Origin of the sequence: Streptomyces sp. NPDC059788, from assembly GCF_042732265.1 — a bacterium.
In the GTDB taxonomy this organism is placed as follows: domain Bacteria; phylum Actinomycetota; class Actinomycetes; order Streptomycetales; family Streptomycetaceae; genus Streptomyces.
This window is the reverse complement of the sequence record NZ_JBHWHY010000048.1, coordinates 68,043-85,253: the sequence shown is the minus strand read 5'-3', so window position 1 is coordinate 85,253 and position 17,211 is coordinate 68,043. Positions and strand designations below refer to the sequence as shown.

At 69.9% G+C, this 17,211-nt stretch carries 18 protein-coding genes and 4 pseudogenes; 8 read left to right on the top strand and 14 right to left on the bottom strand.

Annotated elements, in window-relative coordinates; translation table 11 throughout:
* Positions 1-116: 116 nt before the first annotated feature.
* From ACFV57_RS33445 to ACFV57_RS33435, 3 genes and pseudogenes are all read right to left on the bottom strand, one after another.
* On the bottom strand, positions 117-296 hold the full coding sequence (locus tag ACFV57_RS33445; RefSeq protein WP_385239910.1) for a hypothetical protein: 180 nt from the start codon (positions 294-296) through the stop codon (positions 117-119).
* A gap of 6 nt (positions 297-302) precedes the next feature.
* The gene (locus tag ACFV57_RS33440; protein ID WP_385239908.1) at positions 303-587 is read right to left on the bottom strand and encodes a hypothetical protein; all 285 of its coding nucleotides are present in this window, start codon (positions 585-587) and stop codon (positions 303-305) included.
* Positions 556-798: pseudogene (locus ACFV57_RS33435) on the bottom strand (helix-turn-helix domain-containing protein); the annotation flags it as partial. The gene ACFV57_RS33440 and the pseudogene ACFV57_RS33435, both read right to left, overlap by 32 nt.
* 322 nt (positions 799-1,120) lie before the next feature.
* Between ACFV57_RS33435 and ACFV57_RS33430 the strand changes: the two are divergent.
* On the top strand, positions 1,121-1,585 hold the full coding sequence (locus ACFV57_RS33430; RefSeq protein ID WP_385239906.1) for a VOC family protein: 465 nt from the start codon (positions 1,121-1,123) through the stop codon (positions 1,583-1,585).
* Between the two features lie 474 nt (positions 1,586-2,059).
* Here the strand turns inward: ACFV57_RS33430 and tpg are convergent, their stop codons facing one another.
* On the bottom strand, positions 2,060-2,617 hold the full coding sequence (gene tpg / locus ACFV57_RS33425; RefSeq protein ID WP_385239904.1) for a telomere-protecting terminal protein Tpg: 558 nt from the start codon (positions 2,615-2,617) through the stop codon (positions 2,060-2,062).
* A 6-nt stretch (positions 2,618-2,623) separates the two neighbouring features.
* Positions 2,624-4,828 carry a telomere-associated protein Tap gene (gene tap / locus ACFV57_RS33420; RefSeq protein ID WP_385239902.1) on the bottom strand — a complete coding sequence of 735 codons (2,205 nt, stop codon included), beginning with the start codon at positions 4,826-4,828 and terminating at the stop codon, positions 2,624-2,626.
* Positions 4,829-5,058: 230 nt separating this feature from the next.
* Between tap and ACFV57_RS33415 the strand changes: the two genes are divergently transcribed.
* On the top strand, positions 5,059-5,394 hold the full coding sequence (locus tag ACFV57_RS33415) for a hypothetical protein (protein WP_385239900.1): 336 nt from the start codon (positions 5,059-5,061) through the stop codon (positions 5,392-5,394).
* Between the two features lie 32 nt (positions 5,395-5,426).
* Here ACFV57_RS33415 and ACFV57_RS33410 read toward each other — a convergent pair whose 3' ends face one another.
* Positions 5,427-6,116, bottom strand: coding sequence for a restriction endonuclease (locus ACFV57_RS33410; protein WP_385239898.1), 690 nt, complete (start codon positions 6,114-6,116; stop codon positions 5,427-5,429).
* 75 nt (positions 6,117-6,191) lie between these two features.
* Positions 6,192-6,401 carry a hypothetical protein gene (locus ACFV57_RS33405; protein WP_385239896.1) on the bottom strand — a complete coding sequence of 70 codons (210 nt, stop codon included), beginning with the start codon at positions 6,399-6,401 and terminating at the stop codon, positions 6,192-6,194.
* A gap of 310 nt (positions 6,402-6,711) precedes the next feature.
* On the opposite strand from ACFV57_RS33405, the gene ACFV57_RS33400 reads away from it, so the two are divergent.
* Both ACFV57_RS33400 and ACFV57_RS33395 read left to right on the top strand, forming a co-directional pair.
* Positions 6,712-7,473, top strand: coding sequence for a hypothetical protein (locus tag ACFV57_RS33400; protein ID WP_385239894.1), 762 nt, complete (start codon positions 6,712-6,714; stop codon positions 7,471-7,473).
* A gap of 86 nt (positions 7,474-7,559) precedes the next feature.
* A pseudogene (locus tag ACFV57_RS33395) lies at positions 7,560-7,766 on the top strand (MarR family winged helix-turn-helix transcriptional regulator); the annotation flags it as partial.
* Positions 7,767-7,847: 81 nt separating this feature from the next.
* Here the strand turns inward: ACFV57_RS33395 and ACFV57_RS33390 are convergent.
* Positions 7,848-8,750 (bottom strand): recombinase family protein, encoded by a 903-nt coding sequence (locus ACFV57_RS33390; RefSeq protein WP_385239892.1) that lies wholly within the window; start codon positions 8,748-8,750, stop codon positions 7,848-7,850.
* Positions 8,751-9,412: 662 nt separating this feature from the next.
* Between ACFV57_RS33390 and ACFV57_RS33385 the strand changes: the two genes are divergently transcribed.
* Positions 9,413-9,808, top strand: coding sequence for a hypothetical protein (locus tag ACFV57_RS33385; protein WP_385239890.1), 396 nt, complete (start codon positions 9,413-9,415; stop codon positions 9,806-9,808).
* Positions 9,809-9,834: 26 nt separating this feature from the next.
* Here the strand turns inward: ACFV57_RS33385 and ACFV57_RS33380 are convergent.
* Positions 9,835-10,200 (bottom strand): annotated as a pseudogene (locus tag ACFV57_RS33380) (Tn3 family transposase); the annotation flags it as partial.
* Positions 10,201-10,283: 83 nt separating this feature from the next.
* Positions 10,284-10,964: a TetR/AcrR family transcriptional regulator gene (locus tag ACFV57_RS33375; protein WP_385239888.1), complete on the bottom strand. Its 681-nt coding sequence runs from the start codon at positions 10,962-10,964 to the stop codon at positions 10,284-10,286.
* A gap of 91 nt (positions 10,965-11,055) precedes the next feature.
* Between ACFV57_RS33375 and ACFV57_RS33370 the strand changes: the two genes are divergently transcribed.
* A complete protein-coding gene (locus tag ACFV57_RS33370) occupies positions 11,056-11,577 on the top strand; it encodes a nitroreductase/quinone reductase family protein (protein ID WP_385239886.1) in 522 nt (173 codons plus the stop codon).
* A gap of 358 nt (positions 11,578-11,935) precedes the next feature.
* Positions 11,936-12,034: pseudogene (locus ACFV57_RS33365) on the top strand (HNH endonuclease); the annotation flags it as partial.
* Positions 12,035-12,359: 325 nt separating this feature from the next.
* Here ACFV57_RS33365 and ACFV57_RS33360 read toward each other — a convergent pair.
* A complete protein-coding gene (locus tag ACFV57_RS33360; protein ID WP_385239884.1) occupies positions 12,360-13,058 on the bottom strand; it encodes a type 1 glutamine amidotransferase domain-containing protein in 699 nt (232 codons plus the stop codon).
* A 348-nt stretch (positions 13,059-13,406) separates the two neighbouring features.
* Here ACFV57_RS33360 and ACFV57_RS33355 point away from each other — a divergent pair, with 348 nt between their 5' ends.
* A complete protein-coding gene (locus tag ACFV57_RS33355; RefSeq protein ID WP_385239882.1) occupies positions 13,407-14,294 on the top strand; it encodes a helix-turn-helix transcriptional regulator in 888 nt (295 codons plus the stop codon).
* Here ACFV57_RS33355 and ACFV57_RS33350 read toward each other — a convergent pair.
* From ACFV57_RS33350 to ACFV57_RS33340, 3 genes are all read right to left on the bottom strand, one after another.
* Positions 14,242-14,520 carry a hypothetical protein gene (locus ACFV57_RS33350; RefSeq protein ID WP_385239880.1) on the bottom strand — a complete coding sequence of 93 codons (279 nt, stop codon included), beginning with the start codon at positions 14,518-14,520 and terminating at the stop codon, positions 14,242-14,244. The genes ACFV57_RS33355 and ACFV57_RS33350 overlap by 53 nt on opposite strands.
* Before the next feature lie 295 nt (positions 14,521-14,815).
* Positions 14,816-16,204: a phenylacetate--CoA ligase family protein gene (locus tag ACFV57_RS33345; protein WP_385239878.1), complete on the bottom strand. Its 1,389-nt coding sequence runs from the start codon at positions 16,202-16,204 to the stop codon at positions 14,816-14,818.
* Positions 16,201-16,854 carry a TetR/AcrR family transcriptional regulator gene (locus ACFV57_RS33340; RefSeq protein ID WP_385239876.1) on the bottom strand — a complete coding sequence of 218 codons (654 nt, stop codon included), beginning with the start codon at positions 16,852-16,854 and terminating at the stop codon, positions 16,201-16,203. Before ACFV57_RS33340 ends, ACFV57_RS33345 begins: the two co-directional genes overlap by 4 nt.
* Positions 16,855-17,211 lie beyond the last annotated feature (357 nt).

The window sequence follows — 17,211 nt, the reverse complement described above, 5'->3', positions numbered from 1 at the left end:
CACTCAGACCCCGGCATCCGCCGGGGTCTGAGTGAGCAGCAGCACTCCGGAGTCGCCCACGGGACGCAGCAGCAAGAACGTCAGCCGTCGCGTGCGCCTGACGCTGCCGCCTCCCCTCAGCATGACCGTGGTCGGGCGGAAGCCGCCGACCGCGCGGCACTGCACCAGTGGGCGGCGTCAGGCAGTTCGCTGTGCAGCAACTGCACGATCCCAAAGGCTCCGGTGTCGTCCGGTACGTGGCCGACGACGGCGCGGAACTGCTCGTACAGGCCGCGCAGCAATGGTTCGGCATCCACGATCCGCTATGTACCGTCCGGGCCCGATGCCAGTTGCAGCAGCAGGTTGCGGCGCTCTCTCGGCAAGCTGTCGGGATCGCTCCACAAGCGGCGGTAGGCCGCGTCGGCGAGCCGAATGTCGAACCGTTCGTCCATGGCCAGGGCCGGGTGTCCCGCCAGGAGGCGAGGAGAGTACGCGTCTCCGGACGCGGGCAGGCCCAGGTCCGCTCGTCGAGTGGCGCCGAGGGCAGAAAACCGGCGAGCGAGAGAGCGCGGGCGCAAGCGTCGGCGTCCATCCGCAGTGACCGGCACACGCGTCGATAACCTGCCGCGAGGTCCTCACCCGCCCCTGCTCCAGCCACGTGAACCAGGCGACGCTGACCCCGGCCAGCGCCGCGACCTCCTCGCGACGCAGCCCGGCGGCCCGGCGCCCGCCGCCGCACAGTCCCACGCCCCCCGGGGTGACCTGCGCCCGGGCCGCACGCAGAGGGGCTGCGAGCTCACAGCGCAGTGAGTCGTCCATGCGGCCGATCCATGACCAGGACTCACCCCATGAACGGCCGCCGGCAGCCCCGCCCACGCACGACAAAGATCGCGGTATGACAGACGAACAGCGAACCACGCCCCAGACACGACCCCAGATCCGGCGCCGTCCCAACGGCTCCTCCGGTCTGACCGAGCCCCGCGTTTTGATCCGCGTCTTCCTTGCCCCGGCGCTCTGAAGACGGCTCTCGGCTTCTGCGAGCGGCTCCAGGGGCGGATGCCGACGGGCGAATCTCCATCGGCCAGCTCCGGCTCGCGACCATCGGTGCCTTCCTCCTCATCGAGGGAGCGAGGAGAACCTGATGCCCTTCCGTTCGACGACCGGAACGCCGCCGGTGGACGACGTGCGGCCGTACTACGACCGGCTCGTCGCGGAAGGAGCTGCGATCGTCTTCCCGCCCCAGGAGGCCCCCACGGGGACCGGTTTCACCGTGCGCCGCCCGGACGGAACGGCGGCCGAATACGTCCCCCACCGACCCACCGCAACCGGACACTGCCGCCCGTGCGCACGGGGCGGGCCAGCCGCACCGCCGGGCGGCGGCACCCCAGCGATCACCGTACGGCTGCCCGCCGGCTCCACCGCCTTCTGCCGACTCCGCCACCACGCCTACCCGCACTACACCCACCAACGCGCGACCCGCACACCGCAGCCACCCGCCTCACCGAAACCACCCCCGGCGACCTCGCCACCACCTGGACCACCGAACCCCACCCCCAACTCCGTCTGGCGCGACCGCCACACCGACTACGGCGGCCTGCGCCCCTGAGACTGACTCCGCCGGGACCCTGGAATCCCGTGGTGCCACAGCACGGACAACGGGCATGCCCGGGCCGCTCCGCCAACCGATACAGCAGCCGAGCACCCCATACCCTCCAAAGCGCCGCACAGGACAGCACATAACCCGGCCGCGGCCTCGCAGGTACAGTCGCGCTACTGCACCCCAAACGCCGCAGCACCTCCTACCAGGGCCGGACCCCGCCCCTCCCCCAGCACGGACGTACGACGACGCCTCCCGCATCACCCGAGCCCCGCCGCTCACCAAAGCCCAAGCCCTCAAACACCACACCAACCTGCCCGCCCACCCGCCGGAGACCATCCAGCACCGCCCCGCCCTACCCCGCAACCCCGAGGAGACCTAGCCGCCCTGTCTTCGGTCGCGCGCCTTCGTCCCGGCGTTCTTCAGGCGAGCGAGCCCCGGCATCTGGAAATGCCGGCGCCAGGCGTTTGCACGAGGATGGGTCTACAGCTCGATGTCGAGCCGCTCCACATCAGTGAACTCCACGCCCAGGCCGTGCGCCCGGGAGTTGTTGGCGCGGAAGTACATGCGGGCGAGACCGTCGGCGGCGATCTGCCGGAGCTGCTGCTCGTCGGCGCCCTGCTCCCGGGCGGTGAACAGCTGGTCGGCGTACTCGGGCGGCAGGGCCTGGGTGATGTCGCGGATGCGGGCGTCGTCGGTGGTGCCCGGCGCGGCGGTGAACCCGAAGCGGGCGCGGGTGGAGACGACGAGGCCGTCGGTGGCGGCGGCCTTCTTGCGGGCCCTGGCCCGTACCTGCGGCTGCCAGCGCCTTTTGACCTCGCGTTCCAGGCGGCCACGCAGCTCCTGGCGGGGCCGCTTGAGCTTGCCCGCGACGTACCGCTCCACGGTGCGCTGGGAGATGCCGAGCGCCTGCGCGGCGGCCTTGGTGCCCTTGAGCTGCTTGACCAGGTACTTCATCTGCGCCTGAGCGCTTTGGGGGGCAGGGCGGGTGAACGCCCCTTCCAGGGCGCGGTCCAGGCTGTCCCCGAGCGTGTCCACCATGGCCTGCTACTCCCCTTCTCCGGCCGCCGGTCCGGTGCCCTTGATCAGGTTGGCGATGTTGAAGACGCCTCCCGCCTCCTCGAACTGCTCCTCGGCCCACAGAACCGTCTGGGTGCCCTGATGCTTGGCCATCCCCGGGGAGACGCCGAGCCGGAACGTGCCCGGCGCCGGCTTGCCCTCGGCCGTGAGCGGCAGCACGTCCAGCGGAGACGGGCCGGGTGAGGGGTAGACGACGGCGTCGGTGCCGATCGCCACCGGGTACAGATCGGCCGCCGCCGCGGTCTTCATCAGCTTGCGGTGGATGCCGATGCGCTGGCCGGCCAGCACGGCGGCCCGGATGTCCGGGCGCCACGTCTCCCGGGCGAGCGCCGGCCACGGCTCGTAGTACGGCACCTGGCCCCGGCTGCGCTGGCGCAGCTTGCCGATACCGCCCTTCGCCGTCGCCTTGATCGCGGTCTCCAGCAGTGCCATCGTCGGGTCGGCCTGCTTGCGCCGCGCCATCGCGTCCAGGAACTCCTGGCCGGCGAGGTCGGTGGTGACGCCCAGGTCGGCCATCGTCTGCACGTACGCGTCACGCAGCCGCTTGTACCAGCCGTCCAGGTAGCGGCCGCTGCGGGTGCGCACGTACGCCTCGACCGGGGCGACGCCGAAGCCGAGCTCCACCGCGTAGGCGACGGTGGGCGTGGCGTACCAGGCCGGGCCGGTGGGGCGGTCGCCCTTCGGCGTGAACGGAGAGGGCAGCCGGCCGCCGTCCACGGTGCGGCCGTTGACCTGAGCGCGGGACAGGTCGACGTGGCTCAGGTCGACCAGCCAGGAGCCGGGCAGCGACGGGTCGAACTTCGGGTTGCCGCTCAGGTGGGTCGGTCCGTTCAGCCCGACGGTGAGCCCGTTGGCGGCCGCGGCGAACGACATGTTGATGTCGACGGCGACCAGGTACCGGTTCATGCACTCCTCGTCGGTCAGCGGCCGGCACCAGTCATAAGGCTCCTCCATCAGCATCTCCGCCGGGGTACGCAGGTGGTGCCGGGCATACTTCCCCTGGAGCTGCGGGTGCTCATCGGGGACCTCGCAGTCCACGACGTCGTACACGGCGGTGAGCGCGTCGTCGTTGAAGGCCCGCTTGAACTCGCCGGTCGCCGGGTCCTTCTCCGCGCGGGTCGGCGGCCGCAGCGCCACCATCAGCTCCAGGCCGGTGACGGCTGTGGTGCCGCGCGGCGTCATCACCCGCTGCGCATACGTGCCCAGATACCGGGCGAGATCGGCCGGGTGCATCCTCGGCAGGAGCGGGTCGTCCTTGCGGTCCCACTCGCGCACGTCCAAGGCGTTCCAGGCCGGGATGCACAGCTGGACGCAGTTGCGCCTGGAGCCCTCGGCCGGGCGGTAGATCCGCGCCCACGGCCCGAAGCCGCGCTGGGTGAGCTGCCACCTGGCCTTGCTGAGCTGTTTGACCACCTTGTGGGCATCCGGGAGCCGCCCGGCGCGCTGCTCCTCCTGCGACAGAGCGGCGGGCAGACCGTAGCGCTCCAGCGCGGCCGCGGTCAGCACCAGGACCGGATCGGCATCGCGGCCGTTGCGGTGCAGACGGCCCTGCCCGAGCCGGGCCTCGGCCAGCGTCCACTCGATCAGCGACGGCAGGGACTTGGCGGGCACCTCCAGGACCAGGCCGCCGACGCAGTACGCGAAGACTTCTCCCCCGGCGTCGGCGTCGACCACGGCCAGCGGGCCGTTCTCGAACCGCGGGTCCGCGGCCGCGGCGGCCGGCTTCTTCGCCGCCTGCTTCGCGCTCGGGCGCCGGGACGATGCGGCCGGCCGGGCAGCGGGTGCCGTACGGACGGCCGCGGCCGGGGCCACCGGCGCTGCGGCCGTCGGCGCTGCGCCGGACGTGGGGGATGTCCCGGCCAATGCCTCCGGCACCGGCGCCGGATCGGGCGCAGCATCGGCAGCAGGGGCGGCGGGAGCAGGAAAGCGCTCGGCCAGTTTCTCCAGCAGCCGGGCGTAGGCGGCGCGCTGCGGCGGCCGCGGCTCACGCTGCCCCGACTCCCAGCTCGCGATCGTTTCCCTGCGCGTCCTGAGCGCGGTGGCGATCTGCGTCTGGCTCAGGCCGGCGGCCTCGCGCAGCCGCCTGCGCTCGGCAGGGGCAGGCAGTTCGTCCTGGGCGACGTGTTCCAGCAGCGCGTCCACCGCACTGAACAGCTGATCCTCAGTGGGCACAGAGCTCACCTCCAATGGACATCATAGCGGATCGCCCATTGATTCGCGTATTCAATCGCGCATGGATCGCTCAATGATTAGGGTGCAACACGCGGATGGGTAAGCCGTGCAATGGCTATCCGTGGTGCGGGTGCCAGGACGGCATGGGGCCCGTACCGACGGTCAGGCGGCTGGCCTGGTGGTTCGAGGAACAGCGCCCCTTTCGAGATGGGGGTCGGCACACTGGCCCGGTGACTTCCTGGCTGCACCGCCGCTGGTTCGGGCTTTGGTCCCGTCTGCATCGCGACTTCGACGGCACTGACCCCAGCGCGAAATGGACCGCCCGCGCCATCTGGGCACTGCTGACCGGGGCAACCTGCCTGGCGCTGGGCCCCGCAGCCACCTGGGCATCCCGGGCTGTGGGCGTACCCCCGGCTCTGACGGCGTGGCTTGCCGTGTGGCTCCTGGTCTCTGTGTTCGCCGTTGCGCTGATCGCGGTCGGTGCCGGACCGGGCCGCACCCGTCGGCCGGCCCTGACCGCGCTCGTTCTCGTGACCGGCGTCGTCCTGCTGACGGCGCTGTCCTGACCGTTCTGATGCCAGCCCTTCTGTCTGCCCGGTCAGGCAGAAGGGCGCCGCCTGGTGCCGCCGCCGCTGCCGTTCAGCGGGATCAGAGTCTCCAGATGAGCGCCCTTGACCCAGGAACCCAGCAGGTCGCGGTGCAGGGCCACGACATCCTGGCGTAGCGCCAGGCCCAGGGCGGCCTTCGTGAACGAGCGGCAGGTGGTGACGAACAAGGCGACCTCAGCCCCGTGTTCGGGGCGGGCGGTGCCGACGAACTTCTGCATGTCCTGCGAGGAGACGCTGCGGTGCGGCGCGTACTTCTTGCACTGGACGACCAGCTTGCGGCCGTCGGCCAGATAGCCGACGACATCCGCGCCCAGGTCGCCGCTCTTGCCGCTGACAACGACCTTCGTGCAGCCGTCCCGCCGGCATAGCTCCGCGATGTACGTCTCGAACTCCTGCCACGACAACGCGTCAACCTCGGCCATCGGCAACTCCCGCGACCGGGCCTCCTCCCGCACCCGCCACGCACGGTCCTGGCTGACCGCGAGACGGTGCGTCCGCCACAGTGTCCATCCGGCCCCGCCCACCAAGGCCGCGGCGAGAACGGCCACCAGGACGGGCCACACCGCCGACCAGTGCCTGGCCGCCCACACCGCGGTGACCACTGCCGCCACCGCACCCCAGCCCTGCAGCTGCCTGCGCGTCCGCTTCTTCAGACGCCGGCGTCGTCGGCGTGCCGCCATCACTCCCCCACTCCCAGCCCCCTGCCCCGCAGTGCGCACCGCCGGGCGCCGTCCGGCCCGCATGTGTACGGGGGCTCATCGGCCGGCCTGGGAGATGCCGCTGGCGAGCTGCCCGAGAACGTTCACGATGCCCTGGCCTAGCGGGGTGGGGGCGAGCAAGACACCCAGGGCCAGGACGATGATGACGGTCATCTTCTCGTCCTTGCGGCTGCGGGCTTCCGTACGGCGCCGCAGCCGCAGGATGACGATGATGGCGAGCAGCACCGCCACGTCGATGGTCAGCAACCGTCCAGCCCTCCCGCTCCCCCACGACCGGGCACTACGGGACGGCCGCACGCCACCCCAGCCTTTCCTGTGTAGCCGGACAGCGGCGGAGCGGGAGGACGATTGCCGACGAATGGCACGAAGTCGTCGGAGGCGGCTGAATACCGAAGCGCCGAGCGGCCCGGCGGCGTATCCGGCCCAGCGTCGGGGAGGCCGAGGGTGCACTGGGTGGTCGGCCGTGGGGACCATCTGTACAGCCGTTGGCGCTAATCGGGCGGGGGGGCGGGCGCACACCGGCCCCGTTCACCGGGTTCATCGGCTAGGAGGCAGAATGGCGGGTTCGACCATAGGGGGCCTGATGTCTCGTTTTCTGCGTACCGTGGTGGCTGCCGCGACGGTCACCGTCTGTCTGGCGGCCACTACATCCTGCGGTTCGGCGAAGTCTTCACGACCGCCGCAACCGCCGCATTCCGAGCCGCTGACCGAGACCGACCTGAAGTCGCTGATGCCGACCGGCAAAACCTTCCAGGGCTACGTCGCCGAGCCTGAGGAGCCGTCCGAGACGGCAAGCCCGAACGCCGACGCGGACGATCCACCCACGCCCTCGAAGCTCCTCTATAACAGCCACCCGGCCTGCGAGGCTCTGCTCGATATCAGTGTGGATCACCTACGGCACCGGCCCGTGGCGGAGGCGCGGACCCGCATCGAGCCGCAGTTCCGCAGGGGCGACGCCATCGACTTCACGCAGTTCCATTCGCTTGAACTGTTCAGTTACTCCGTCGAGGAGGCGAAGGCGGTGATGACGTCCGTCGAAGAGGCACTGCCGAAGTGCCACGAATTCTTCGCCTTCAAAGCCTCGTTCAGTTCCCCGGACTCGCGCTTCGTCACCGGGAAGTGGTCCGCACCGAAGGCCGGGGACGACGCCGTTGCCTTCACTTGGAAAACTATGGACATCGCGATGGAACAGACCATCCCCATGACTGTCATACGCACCGGCGGCGTAATCGCCGTCTACTCCGGCGCAGTCCGCGGCGACATCCCGCAGCAGCAGCACCAGAAGATCCGGGATTACATCTCCGGAACCGGCGGCTGACCGGGGGCCGGCCCGCCCCGCTGTTCCGCCGCCCTCCCGCCCCTGCGCTTGCCGACACAGCAAACAAATTTGTCACTCCGGCATCGGTGCCCCCACTCTGCTCGCCTGCCTCGGCCGGTGTGCTCACCCTGCTCGACCGGTACGGCGAGATGCGGATGAGCAGGCTGGGCGAACTGCTCGCGATCGACATGTCGGACACGAGCCGGCACGTGGCGCACATCGCCGAGCGCGGCTGGATCGAGCGGGAGCCCGATCCACAGGACAAGCGGTCGCGGCTGCTGCGGCTGACGCCCGTTCGCGGACCGGCCGATACGGGGCACAGGCGGCTGGTCAGGGTTCATCGGTGGTCTCCTCGCACAGCTGGATCGTGAAGGTCAGCGGTGGGTCTCGGTATTCGGGTGGGGCTGGGACTGGAGGCGTTCGCGCAGGTAGATCTCCTCGGGGGTGAGCGGCTCTCCGGGCTGGCGGATGCGTACGGGCTTGGGCCGCAGCGGCAGGCCGTCGTCCGCAGCGGCGGCCTCGGCCTCGGCGAGCGCCCGGTAGAGCGAGGCGACCGACGGGGACTGGCCCGCGTTCTTCCCGGCCTTGATGGTCAGCTTCTTCGCGATCTCGGGCACGGGGACGCCCTTGTCCTTGAGCGCGACGGCGAAGGTGAGCATGTCGTCGTCGATGACCTTGGGGCGTCCGCCGTGGTTGCCCTTGGCCGCGGCGACGGCCTGGCCCTCCAGGGGCTTCTCCCGGATGTAGTTGCGGTCGAGCTGGGCGCCGACGGCGAGGACGGCGAAGAACATCGCGCCCATCCCGTTGAGGTCGTAGATGCCGGTGAGCGGGCCGGTGAGGAGTTCGAGCTTGATGCCGCCGGCCTGGAGCTCGGCGGACAGCGTCATCAGCTCGGCGGCGTTGCGCGCGAGCCGCTTGAGCTCGTGGACGGTGAAGATGACCGGCGTCTGGGGCGCGGCCTCCTTGAACTGGTGGGCCAGGGCGAGCGCCTTCTCCAGCTCGGGCCGGATCTTGATGCGAGTGCTGATCTGCTCCTTGAAGACCTTGTGACACTCCGCTCGGTGGAGGGCTTCGAGCTGACTGGCCAGCTCCTGGCGGGCGGTCGAGGTGCGGGCGTACCCGATCCGGACCGGCCGCTCGGTGCGGGGCGCGGGCACGACGGCGAGCGCCGGGCCCTGCTTCCACGCGCGGCCAGGGCCGCGGTCGGCGGGCACCGGGACCTCCAGCTCCTTGCGGAGCGCGGGCACGAGGACGAAGCGCGGGGTGTGGTACTTCACGGCGGTCTTCCCGCCCCGGGTGCGGCAGGCGCTGCCGGCGGGGGCGTCACAGTTCGGGCAGTCGTGACGTTCTACCGCCAATGCGACCTGATCGGGCGTCAGGTCCATTCGGAAAGTCCCGCAGAACACCGTCGCACAACATGCGGGTTCTGAGGGGACTTCTGCGAGCGGCGACCTGCGGAATCGTGATCACTCCCGGGGCTCTCGCAGAACTCTCACAGATGGTCATTTGTGAGAAGCGTCCGGCGGTTCACCCCGTCGGCGCTGTCGCGGGTGTCCGGGCCTGTCGTTGAGCACAACCTGGGTAAAAGGAACAGAAAGCCGTTTAACAGGCGAACCGGGCCGCAGAACCCGGCGAGTCGCCCGGTGGCGACCGTTTCCCCCAAGACCTGTACGGACGGGTGCGGCTGCTCCGCCCCGGCCGCAGGGTTCTCGCGGTGCGGCGGATACCAGCTCGACCACCAGGACGGGTCCATGTCGTGCAGCCGCGGGGTGAACTGCCCCGGGGTCGCGCTCTCGCACCGAGGGTGGCACGACTGCGCCGGGGGCGACGGGTGCCCCGCATGCTCGGGGCGTATCACCTGGGTCTGCGGAAGCCGACCGGGCGGCGCTGTGAGCAAGACGAAGATCGCCGGGCCGCCCGCCAGCACGGGGCGGCACGGGTGCAGGCGTCGATCGCGCCGGTCGTGCAGTGCCCTTCGTGTCCGGAGGTCACCGCACAGAGGGGGCTGGACATCCTCACCCACGCGCTGAGCCCCGGCAAAGGCCACCGGTGGTGGAAGCCCACCAGGACGGTCCGCGAACGGGCGCTGCGGCTGACGGGCGATCCGCAGTGGCGCGAGCGGGCGCTGGGATGGATCGACGCGTATCGGGCCGAGCACAGGCACGGGCCGAGCTGGCGGCAGTTCCGCCGAGCGCCGTTGCTGTGGCCGACGGACACCACGGTGGCCTTGCTGAACTGCGTGCTGCGCCAGCTCAGCAAGGACGGTTACCTCGACGGAACGAAAACGCCCTTCGGGCTGCGGCGCCGCGCCGATGAGGAATCCGTCGGGCGGTGACGGATTGGAGGAGTCCACGTACCGGAAACCCGGGCACACGGGTCGGACCAGCGGTGCGAGGGGGCGGCGAAGATGTCGCGGCGCTTGAGCGCGCGGCACAGCTGCTCCAGCACGCACACCACGTACGCGTCCCGGTCCACCGCCCCCTGCGGCAGCTGCGCGTTCGCGTACACCGCCTTGCGCCAGTGCGCCGGCACCAGCTTGTCGTCGACCTCGCGCGGCAGCAGCGGCTTCTCGCCCGCCTTCCGCCGGGCCAGGGCCGGGAGCCGCTGCACCCCGGTCAAGATCCGCCTGCCGCCCGGTGCCGCGTCCAGCGCCTTCGACTCACCAAGCAGCGACAGGAACGGCTTGACGGTGTTGTAGCGCAGCGCCAGCGCCCCGCGCGTGCCGATGCCGGAGTCGCCGATCCGGCCAGAAGTCCCACCCCTGTAAGGGTCGGTTCAGCTCGGAAGAGCAGCAAGTACACGGCACCTGCTCACCCGGACTGCGATGTCCGAGAGGTGGTGGCGAGGGTGTGGCTGTCGGAAGGTTGGATGCCGGTGTCCGGTGACGTGCCGGCGGGCAGCGGTTCGCAGTGATCGGCGCGCAGGCCGTCGAGCGAGATCCGCAGCAGCCTCTGCCACATGTGCGGGCGGCACTCGTCGGTGAACTGGACGGCGTGGCCCAGTGAGACCAGCAGGAGCAGCAGGTCGTCAGTGGTCACGCCGGGGCGCAGCAGGGCCGCGGCGCGGGCGCGCAGTTCCTCGATGACGAGGCGAAGTTGGTGGATGCCCTCCAGGTCGGGGTGCGACCAGGTCAGCGCGAAGTTCTCCATGATCGCGCAGTGGCGAGCGTAGCCGGTCAGGGCCTGCTGGTAGAAGTCGGCCAGTGCTGCCCAGGGGTCCTCGGCGTCGATCGCCGTCCGGCGTGCGGACTCCGCCCACTTGGAGAAGTCGTTGTGCAGGACTGTCCGGACGAGGTCTTCCTTCTTCGGGAAGTGCCGGTAGAGGGTGCCCATGCCCACTCCGCTGCGGCGGGCGATCTCGCGCACGTCCACCGCGGTGCCCTGCTCGGCGAGCACCCGGGAGGCGGCCTTGATGATCGATTCCCGGTTGAGGACCGCGTCCGCGCGCGGAGCGCGGCGCCGGGGGGTGCTCTCTGGTCCAGTCACTGCCATGCGTCCGAGCATATCCTCTGATGCGGAGCGGGTGCTCCTGTTTGCCGTGATATTTTACGGAGCAAGCGCTCCGGATAGCGAAGGGGATACCGTGTCCGAACCATCCGTAACTCCCGCAAACGACGACAACTCCTCTGTTGTTGGCAGTTGGAACGACCGGATCATTGCCGAGTTCCGGGCGAACGCCGGGTGCGTCCCCTGGAGCAGCGACGAGGAATTCGCCGCAGGCCGCCCCGTCCCGCCCCGGGTGCCCGGCTTCGGCGAGCAAGGCATGCCGCTCATCCTGGTGCACCACACCGGAGCCAGGACGGGGCGCGAGCGGATCAGCCCGTTGTTCTATCAACCGGTCGGCGACGGCTGGGCCGTCTTCGGAACCCACGGCGGCAGCCCGCGCCATCCGGTCTGGTACCGCAACCTCATGGCGAATCCGCGCGTCACCGTGGAGGTGGGTACGGAACGAGTGCCGGCCGTGGCCCGGCTCGCGGAGGGGGTCGAACGGGAGCGCCTCTGGGCGAAAGAGGTGGCGCTCGTCCCGAAGTTCGCCGAGTTCGAGGCGGCTTCAGGCAGGCGGATTCCCGTCGTCGTGCTGGAGCGTGACCACGGACAGCCCTGATGGCGCCGATCGATTCACAGGGCAGTCGGCGGCAGCCCTTCCGGCCCGCCGTCGGGTTCCCCCGACAGGTGCAGTCTTGCGTACGAACGGCACATGGGGGCGTACCCCCGACGACCGCCGTGCGCTGGACAAGCTGAATGAGGCGGCCTTCGTATAACACCAGTGCGGAGGCCGCCCGGAGGGTCCGGACGGCCTTCGTCTTGAGGTCACAACCCTGGGTGTGTGACCTGCCCGGCGGGCTACCAGGGACAGTTCCAGGGTCTTCACCCATGAGCGTACCGAAGCTCGGTTCGCGCTACGGGCAGAGCCTGCGGGACCGGAACAGCAGCGAGGCCCGGTAGGGCAGCATCGGCTTCATGATCGCAGCCTCGTCGCGGTCACGGCGAAGAGCAACCGGTCCAAGGCCGACCAGGCCCCGTCGACATGGCTGCCGCCGCTGGCCGACGCGCGCTGTACATAAGCCACCGACTGGGTCAGCACCAAACTCCGCTGGGTGCTGACCGTCAAACGCGAACCCATCCTCGTCGCTCTGCGTCACGCCCGAAGATAAAGAACAAGCTGACTCTACGGTTGTTTTGTGACGAACGTGGCGTCTGCCGTCGCGGTCCGCCGCCGGCCGGCGATGAGCGGCCCCTTCTCCCCACGGCGGATGACGTCGTCCGGCGTGATGGCCATCGAGCTCTTCTTTTCGGGGTGCGCCGTACGGTTGGTTCACCGGTGGCGCACGAAGCGCGGCCCCTCGTACGGGCGGACGGCCCGCCCCTCGTGCGCCGGGCGGTGTGTCAGCGCAGCGCGGAAATCATGTCCTCGGCCAGCCTGGTGCTGGAGGCGGGGTTCTGACCGGTGAAGAGGTTGCCGTCGATGATGTTGTGCTGCTGGTAAGCCGCCCCTGCGACGTGGTCCGCACCCAGCTCCCGCAGACGGGAAGCAAGCAGCCACGGCGCCCCCTCGGCGGTGCCGAACAGCTGCTCCTCCTCATCGGTGAACGCCGTCATCCTGCGGCCGGCGAAGAGCCAGTTGCCGTCCTCGTCCTTGGCACTCAGCAGCGCGGCCGGACCGTGGCAGACCGCACCGATGAGCTTTCCTTCCTTGTCCGCCTCGGCCAGCAGACGGCCCAGGTCGGCGTCCTGGAAGAGGTCGACGACCGGGCCGTGGCCACCGGGCAGCACCACCGCGACGTAGCCGTCGATGCTGACCTCGTCGAGCTTCAGCGGCGAGCCGAACTCCTCCAGCGCCTTGCGGGCGTGTGCCACGTGGCGGCCGCACTCCTCCCCCGCGACCGCCGGGTCGGCGCTGTGCTCGTCCAGCGGCTGCAACACCCCGCCCGGAGAGGCGAAGTCGACCGTGTAACCGGCCTCGACGAACTTCTCGTGCGGAGCGGCCAGCTCCTCCGCCCAGTAACCCGTCGGGTACTTCGATCCGTCGGTGCGTTCCCAGACGCCGGCGGCCGACATGACGATGAGAACCTTGCCCTTGTTCATGAACGAGTTCCTTTTCCGTGCAGAAATGTAAAGAGATGTCCGGAGTAGGCGGCAACCCGCTCCGGGAAAAACAGTGGCCAGGCACGACGCAACGGCGAGGGGGAGCAACAGAGCGCCGCCCGTGGGTCCGCTCATCGGCCGCCCCTCCGAGGAACGCCTTGACCAGCCCTTTGTGCCGTGCGCATGCCGCAATCCGTCCTCTGTCACTCACCCGGAGGACGTACATCCAGCATGGCCTGCCGCCAGCCCCCGCAGGCGCCCCTAGCAGGCCCTGCGCGACAGCGGACCCGGCAGACTAGGACTCACAGACCCACGCGGGAAACACCCGCACCCGCGATACTGCGTGGCATGGCCAACAACAGTCGTGAGCTGGGCAACTTCCTGCGGAAGGCGCGCAGCCAAGTGGACCCCGAGCAGGCCGGTCTACCGCCGGACAGCCGTACACGGCGCGTGCCGGGCCTGCGCCGTGAAGAGGTCGCCCGCCTGGCCGGTGTGTCGGCCGACTACTACGCCCGGCTCGAACAAGGGCGCCCGATCGCTCCGTCGCCCGGTGTCGTCGCCGCACTCTGCCGCGCTCTGAGCCTTGACGAGGCGGGACGCACGTACCTCCACACCCTCCTCGGAGTGACCGCCGCGCCGTCACGGCGTCACGGCCGAAGCGCCCAGAGACTCCGCCCCGGCCTTCACCAACTCATCGACGCCCTCGACGGCGAACCGGTCCTGGTTCTCGGCCGCCGCAGCGACGTCCTGGCGGCCAACCGGATGGCCAAGGCGCTGTTCACCGACTTCGACCGGCTGCCCGTCCGGCACCGCAACTACGCACGCTGGATGTTCCTCAGCGAGGAACCCCGGTCCCTGTTCGTCGACTGGGAGGACCAAGCACGGGCCGCCGTGGAAAGTCTGCGTCTGGAAGCGGGACGGGACGCGGACGACCAGGCCACGAACGATCTCATCGCGGAGCTGCGCGGAAAGAGCACGGAATTCGACCACTGGTGGGAAGAACACCGGGTCCATCAGCGCACCCACGGTTCCAAACGCCTCCACCACGCGCTCGTCGGTGAACTGACAGTGGAGTACGAGACACTGACCCTGCCGGGAGACCCCGACACCGCCCTCTTCGTCTACACCGCGGAACCCGGATCGTCGTCCAGACAAGCACTCGACCTCCTGGCCATGTGGACCCTCACCGGCACCGCAACACCCCGGACCGGCACAGCCCCCCAAGAGCACGACTGACACGGGTGTTCGTCCCGTACCTGACGGCCTCATCCCCCGCGTATCCGGTGCAGCGGAAGTGATGAACAGCTTCCGTGGTCCGCGCCCCCTCGCGAACCATCGCCAACTGCTCCGGCAGGGCGTTACGGCGCCGCAGGTCCCAGTACGCCACGTCCAGCAGCTTGCGGTTGGTGGTGTTCGGGGAGCGCTCCTCGGCGAGCCAGGCGTACAGAGTGCGAGTGGTCACGCTGATGCCCGCGCGTTCCATCGCGGCGTAGCCGGCCTCGGAGGCGGTCGGATAGCGCAGCCGGGCGGCGATGCCGCGCGCCGAACCTGGGGCCCCTCCCCCGCGCCCGGGTCCGCCGGGGTTCAGGAACCTCCGCCCGAGTCTGCCGTACCCGACCCGCGCACCGAGAACCCGGACAGCCGGCCCACCCCGGCCGGCTCGAAGAAGCGGCACCCTGCCACCCGTTTCGACGTGGGCACAACCGCCGGGCGAACAGAACCCTCGCCGAACGTGACCGGAATCCTCAAGAACCAGCTCAGCGTCGGGTGTCCGACTGATCGAATGGGATGACGGTTCGGTACTTGCCGCCGGCCGTCTGCCGGGGTGCCTCCTCAGCACGCTGAACCGAAACGTGGTCCAGCTTGTTGTCGGCGAGAAGCCGGGTCAGCTCCAGGTGGGCGCTCTGCCACACGCGGTCCGGATCCGCGTCGGCGGCCGGCAGCAGACGTACGCGCAGGATCGACGGGGCGGTCTGCTCGACCTGGAACAGCTCGACTCCAGGAGTGCGGTCAAAGAGGGTGCCGAAGGCCAGGGGGGCGAGCTGCACGGGGTCGCCGCGGCGGGAGGGGAAGGTGAGCACGTCGCCTGCGCGCCCTCGCACGCGGATCGCGGGCAGCGGGTTGCCGCACGGGCACGGGTCGGGCCGGAGCAGGACGCTGTCACCGAGGTCGTAGCGCAGGAACGGCTGTACGCGGTTGGCGAGATTGCTGATCAGCACGGTGTGCGAGAACTGGCCGGGCGGGGTGGGCCGGTGATCGGCGTCGACCGGTTCGAGCACGGCCCAGTCGGTGTTGACGTGATACCAGCCGCAAGCGCAGCTGTGACTGAGGTAGGTGCACTCGGTTGCGCTGTACATCGCGCGGACCGTGGTGCGAAAGGCGCGGGCGATCCTGTCGGTGTCGTCCGTGGTCATCGTCTCGCCGGCCGGCTGGACCAGCACCGGGTCGATACGCAGGCGGCCGGCTTCCTGCTCGGCGGTGAGCAGCTTGATCGTGCTGGCGTAGCCGATGACGAAGGCAGGGCGGTAGTCGTTGAGTTCGGCCACCAGCTGCGCCATCGGTGTGTGCACCGGGAAGGCCCGGATCAGCTTGCTGCGCCATCCGCCCGCTTGGAGCGTGCGGGAATACGCGGCGAAGCCGACGTAGTGCCCGCCCGTGGCCACGAGCTGGGCGAAGCGGCCGCGGTGAGCGGCTGCCCGGAGGAGGCCGGCGGGCCCCAGCCACGTGGCGAGCGCGCGGGAGGTCAGTGCGGCTCCCACGTCCATGTACCGGTCGTCGAGGAGGAAGAGACCACGTCGGCCGCTGGTGCCCGAGGTGGTGGCCACCATGTACTTCCCGTGGAAGCGCTGTCCGATCCGATCGGGGTCGTCGCTGAAGGCGCGCACCTTCTCGTACGTGATGGCTCGGTCGGCCACCCAGTCGTCGAAGTGACCCATCAGTTGCTTTTTGTCGGTGACCGGCAGCAGCGTCGGGTCCTCCACCCGCTCGGGCAATCCGCGGTAGAGACCGCGGTAGTACGGGGAGGCGGCCCGGGCATGGGCGACCATGCCGGCCAGCCGGTCGCGCTGCCGCCGCATGACGGCGGGCATGCCCTCTTTGCGGGCCCTGCGGATGTCCCGTCCAAGCCACGTTGAATTCTCGGTCATCGTGCGGTACTCCCTTGGCGTGTGGAGGTCGACAGCCCGGCCTGTCCCAGGACGGCAAGGAAGTAGGCTTTGACCTCTTGCGCGCCGGTGGTGTCGGGGTATGCGGCGAGATGCTGCAAAGCCGCGCCGCTGAGCAGCTGCTGAAGGATTTCCGGGTCGCTGTCCGGGGGAAGCTGCCCGGCCGCGCGGGCCCGCTCCAGAGCGGTGCGTACCGCAAGGCTGCGGTGGCTGCCGTAGGCCTTGTGGTAGGCGCGCAGCAGTTCGGGAAGGTCGTCGACCGTGCCGTAGAGACGGCGCATCAGCTTTCGCGCGCGGGGCTTGCCGAGGTGCTCGGCCCAGGCCGTAACCATGCTGTCGATGTCCGGCCAGTCCATAGAGCCGGAATCCACGTCCCGGTACTCCCACTCGACCGCACGCACCAACAACTCGGTCAGGGTCCGAAAGCGCCGGTACACGGTGGCGCGGGTGACTTGGGCGCGGCGCGCCACCTGCTCGATGCTGGCCGAGCCGACGCCGCGCTCGATGAGCAGATCGAGCGCTGCCGCGAGGATTGCCTCGTCCGCTTCCCGGCTGCGCGGCCGGCCGGGGGCCTTCGAGGCCGGGACCGGCACGGCGGGAACGCGTCCTTCGGGATCGTTGTCAGACTTCACAAAAATAGAATACAGCACAGCTCTGTATTCTATTGAGGCGGCTGACGCGCGCGGCGACACTGCAGCTCCTGCGCGAGCGTGAACGGGAGCGTGAGCGCCAGGAGGAGGCTGTGCCCAGGTGCGGCTCGTGCCACAACCGGCAGATCAGGAAGGGTCCGGGTGACGAACGGGTTCCATACGCCGCTGTCCGAAGATCCGAAACACTGAACGCGGCCACGGAGAACATTCGCCGGAAGGTAGTCACAAACCTCATACCGGCACCGAAGGCGGAGCTTCCAGCACCGTTACTGAAAGGCCCGTCCAAGGCTGTGGCGCCTTTGCCGTCGCTGCCGGCCGTCTGGACGCGACGACGCCGGT

Coding starts and splice junctions, on each gene's coding strand:
- ACFV57_RS33355 (WP_385239882.1), top strand. CDS start 13,407: ATGGCCAACAACAGTCGTGAGCTGGGCAACTTCCTGCGGAAGGCGCGC.
- ACFV57_RS33410 (WP_385239898.1), bottom strand. CDS start 6,116: ATGGCGGCACGCCGACGACGCCGGCGTCTGAAGAAGCGGACGCGCAGG.
- tpg (WP_385239904.1), bottom strand. CDS start 2,617: ATGGTGGACACGCTCGGGGACAGCCTGGACCGCGCCCTGGAAGGGGCG.
- ACFV57_RS33345 (WP_385239878.1), bottom strand. CDS start 16,204: ATGACCGAGAATTCAACGTGGCTTGGACGGGACATCCGCAGGGCCCGC.
- ACFV57_RS33400 (WP_385239894.1), top strand. CDS start 6,712: ATGGCGGGTTCGACCATAGGGGGCCTGATGTCTCGTTTTCTGCGTACC.
- ACFV57_RS33360 (WP_385239884.1), bottom strand. CDS start 13,058: ATGAACAAGGGCAAGGTTCTCATCGTCATGTCGGCCGCCGGCGTCTGG.
- ACFV57_RS33430 (WP_385239906.1), top strand. CDS start 1,121: ATGCCCTTCCGTTCGACGACCGGAACGCCGCCGGTGGACGACGTGCGG.
- ACFV57_RS33375 (WP_385239888.1), bottom strand. CDS start 10,964: ATGGCAGTGACTGGACCAGAGAGCACCCCCCGGCGCCGCGCTCCGCGC.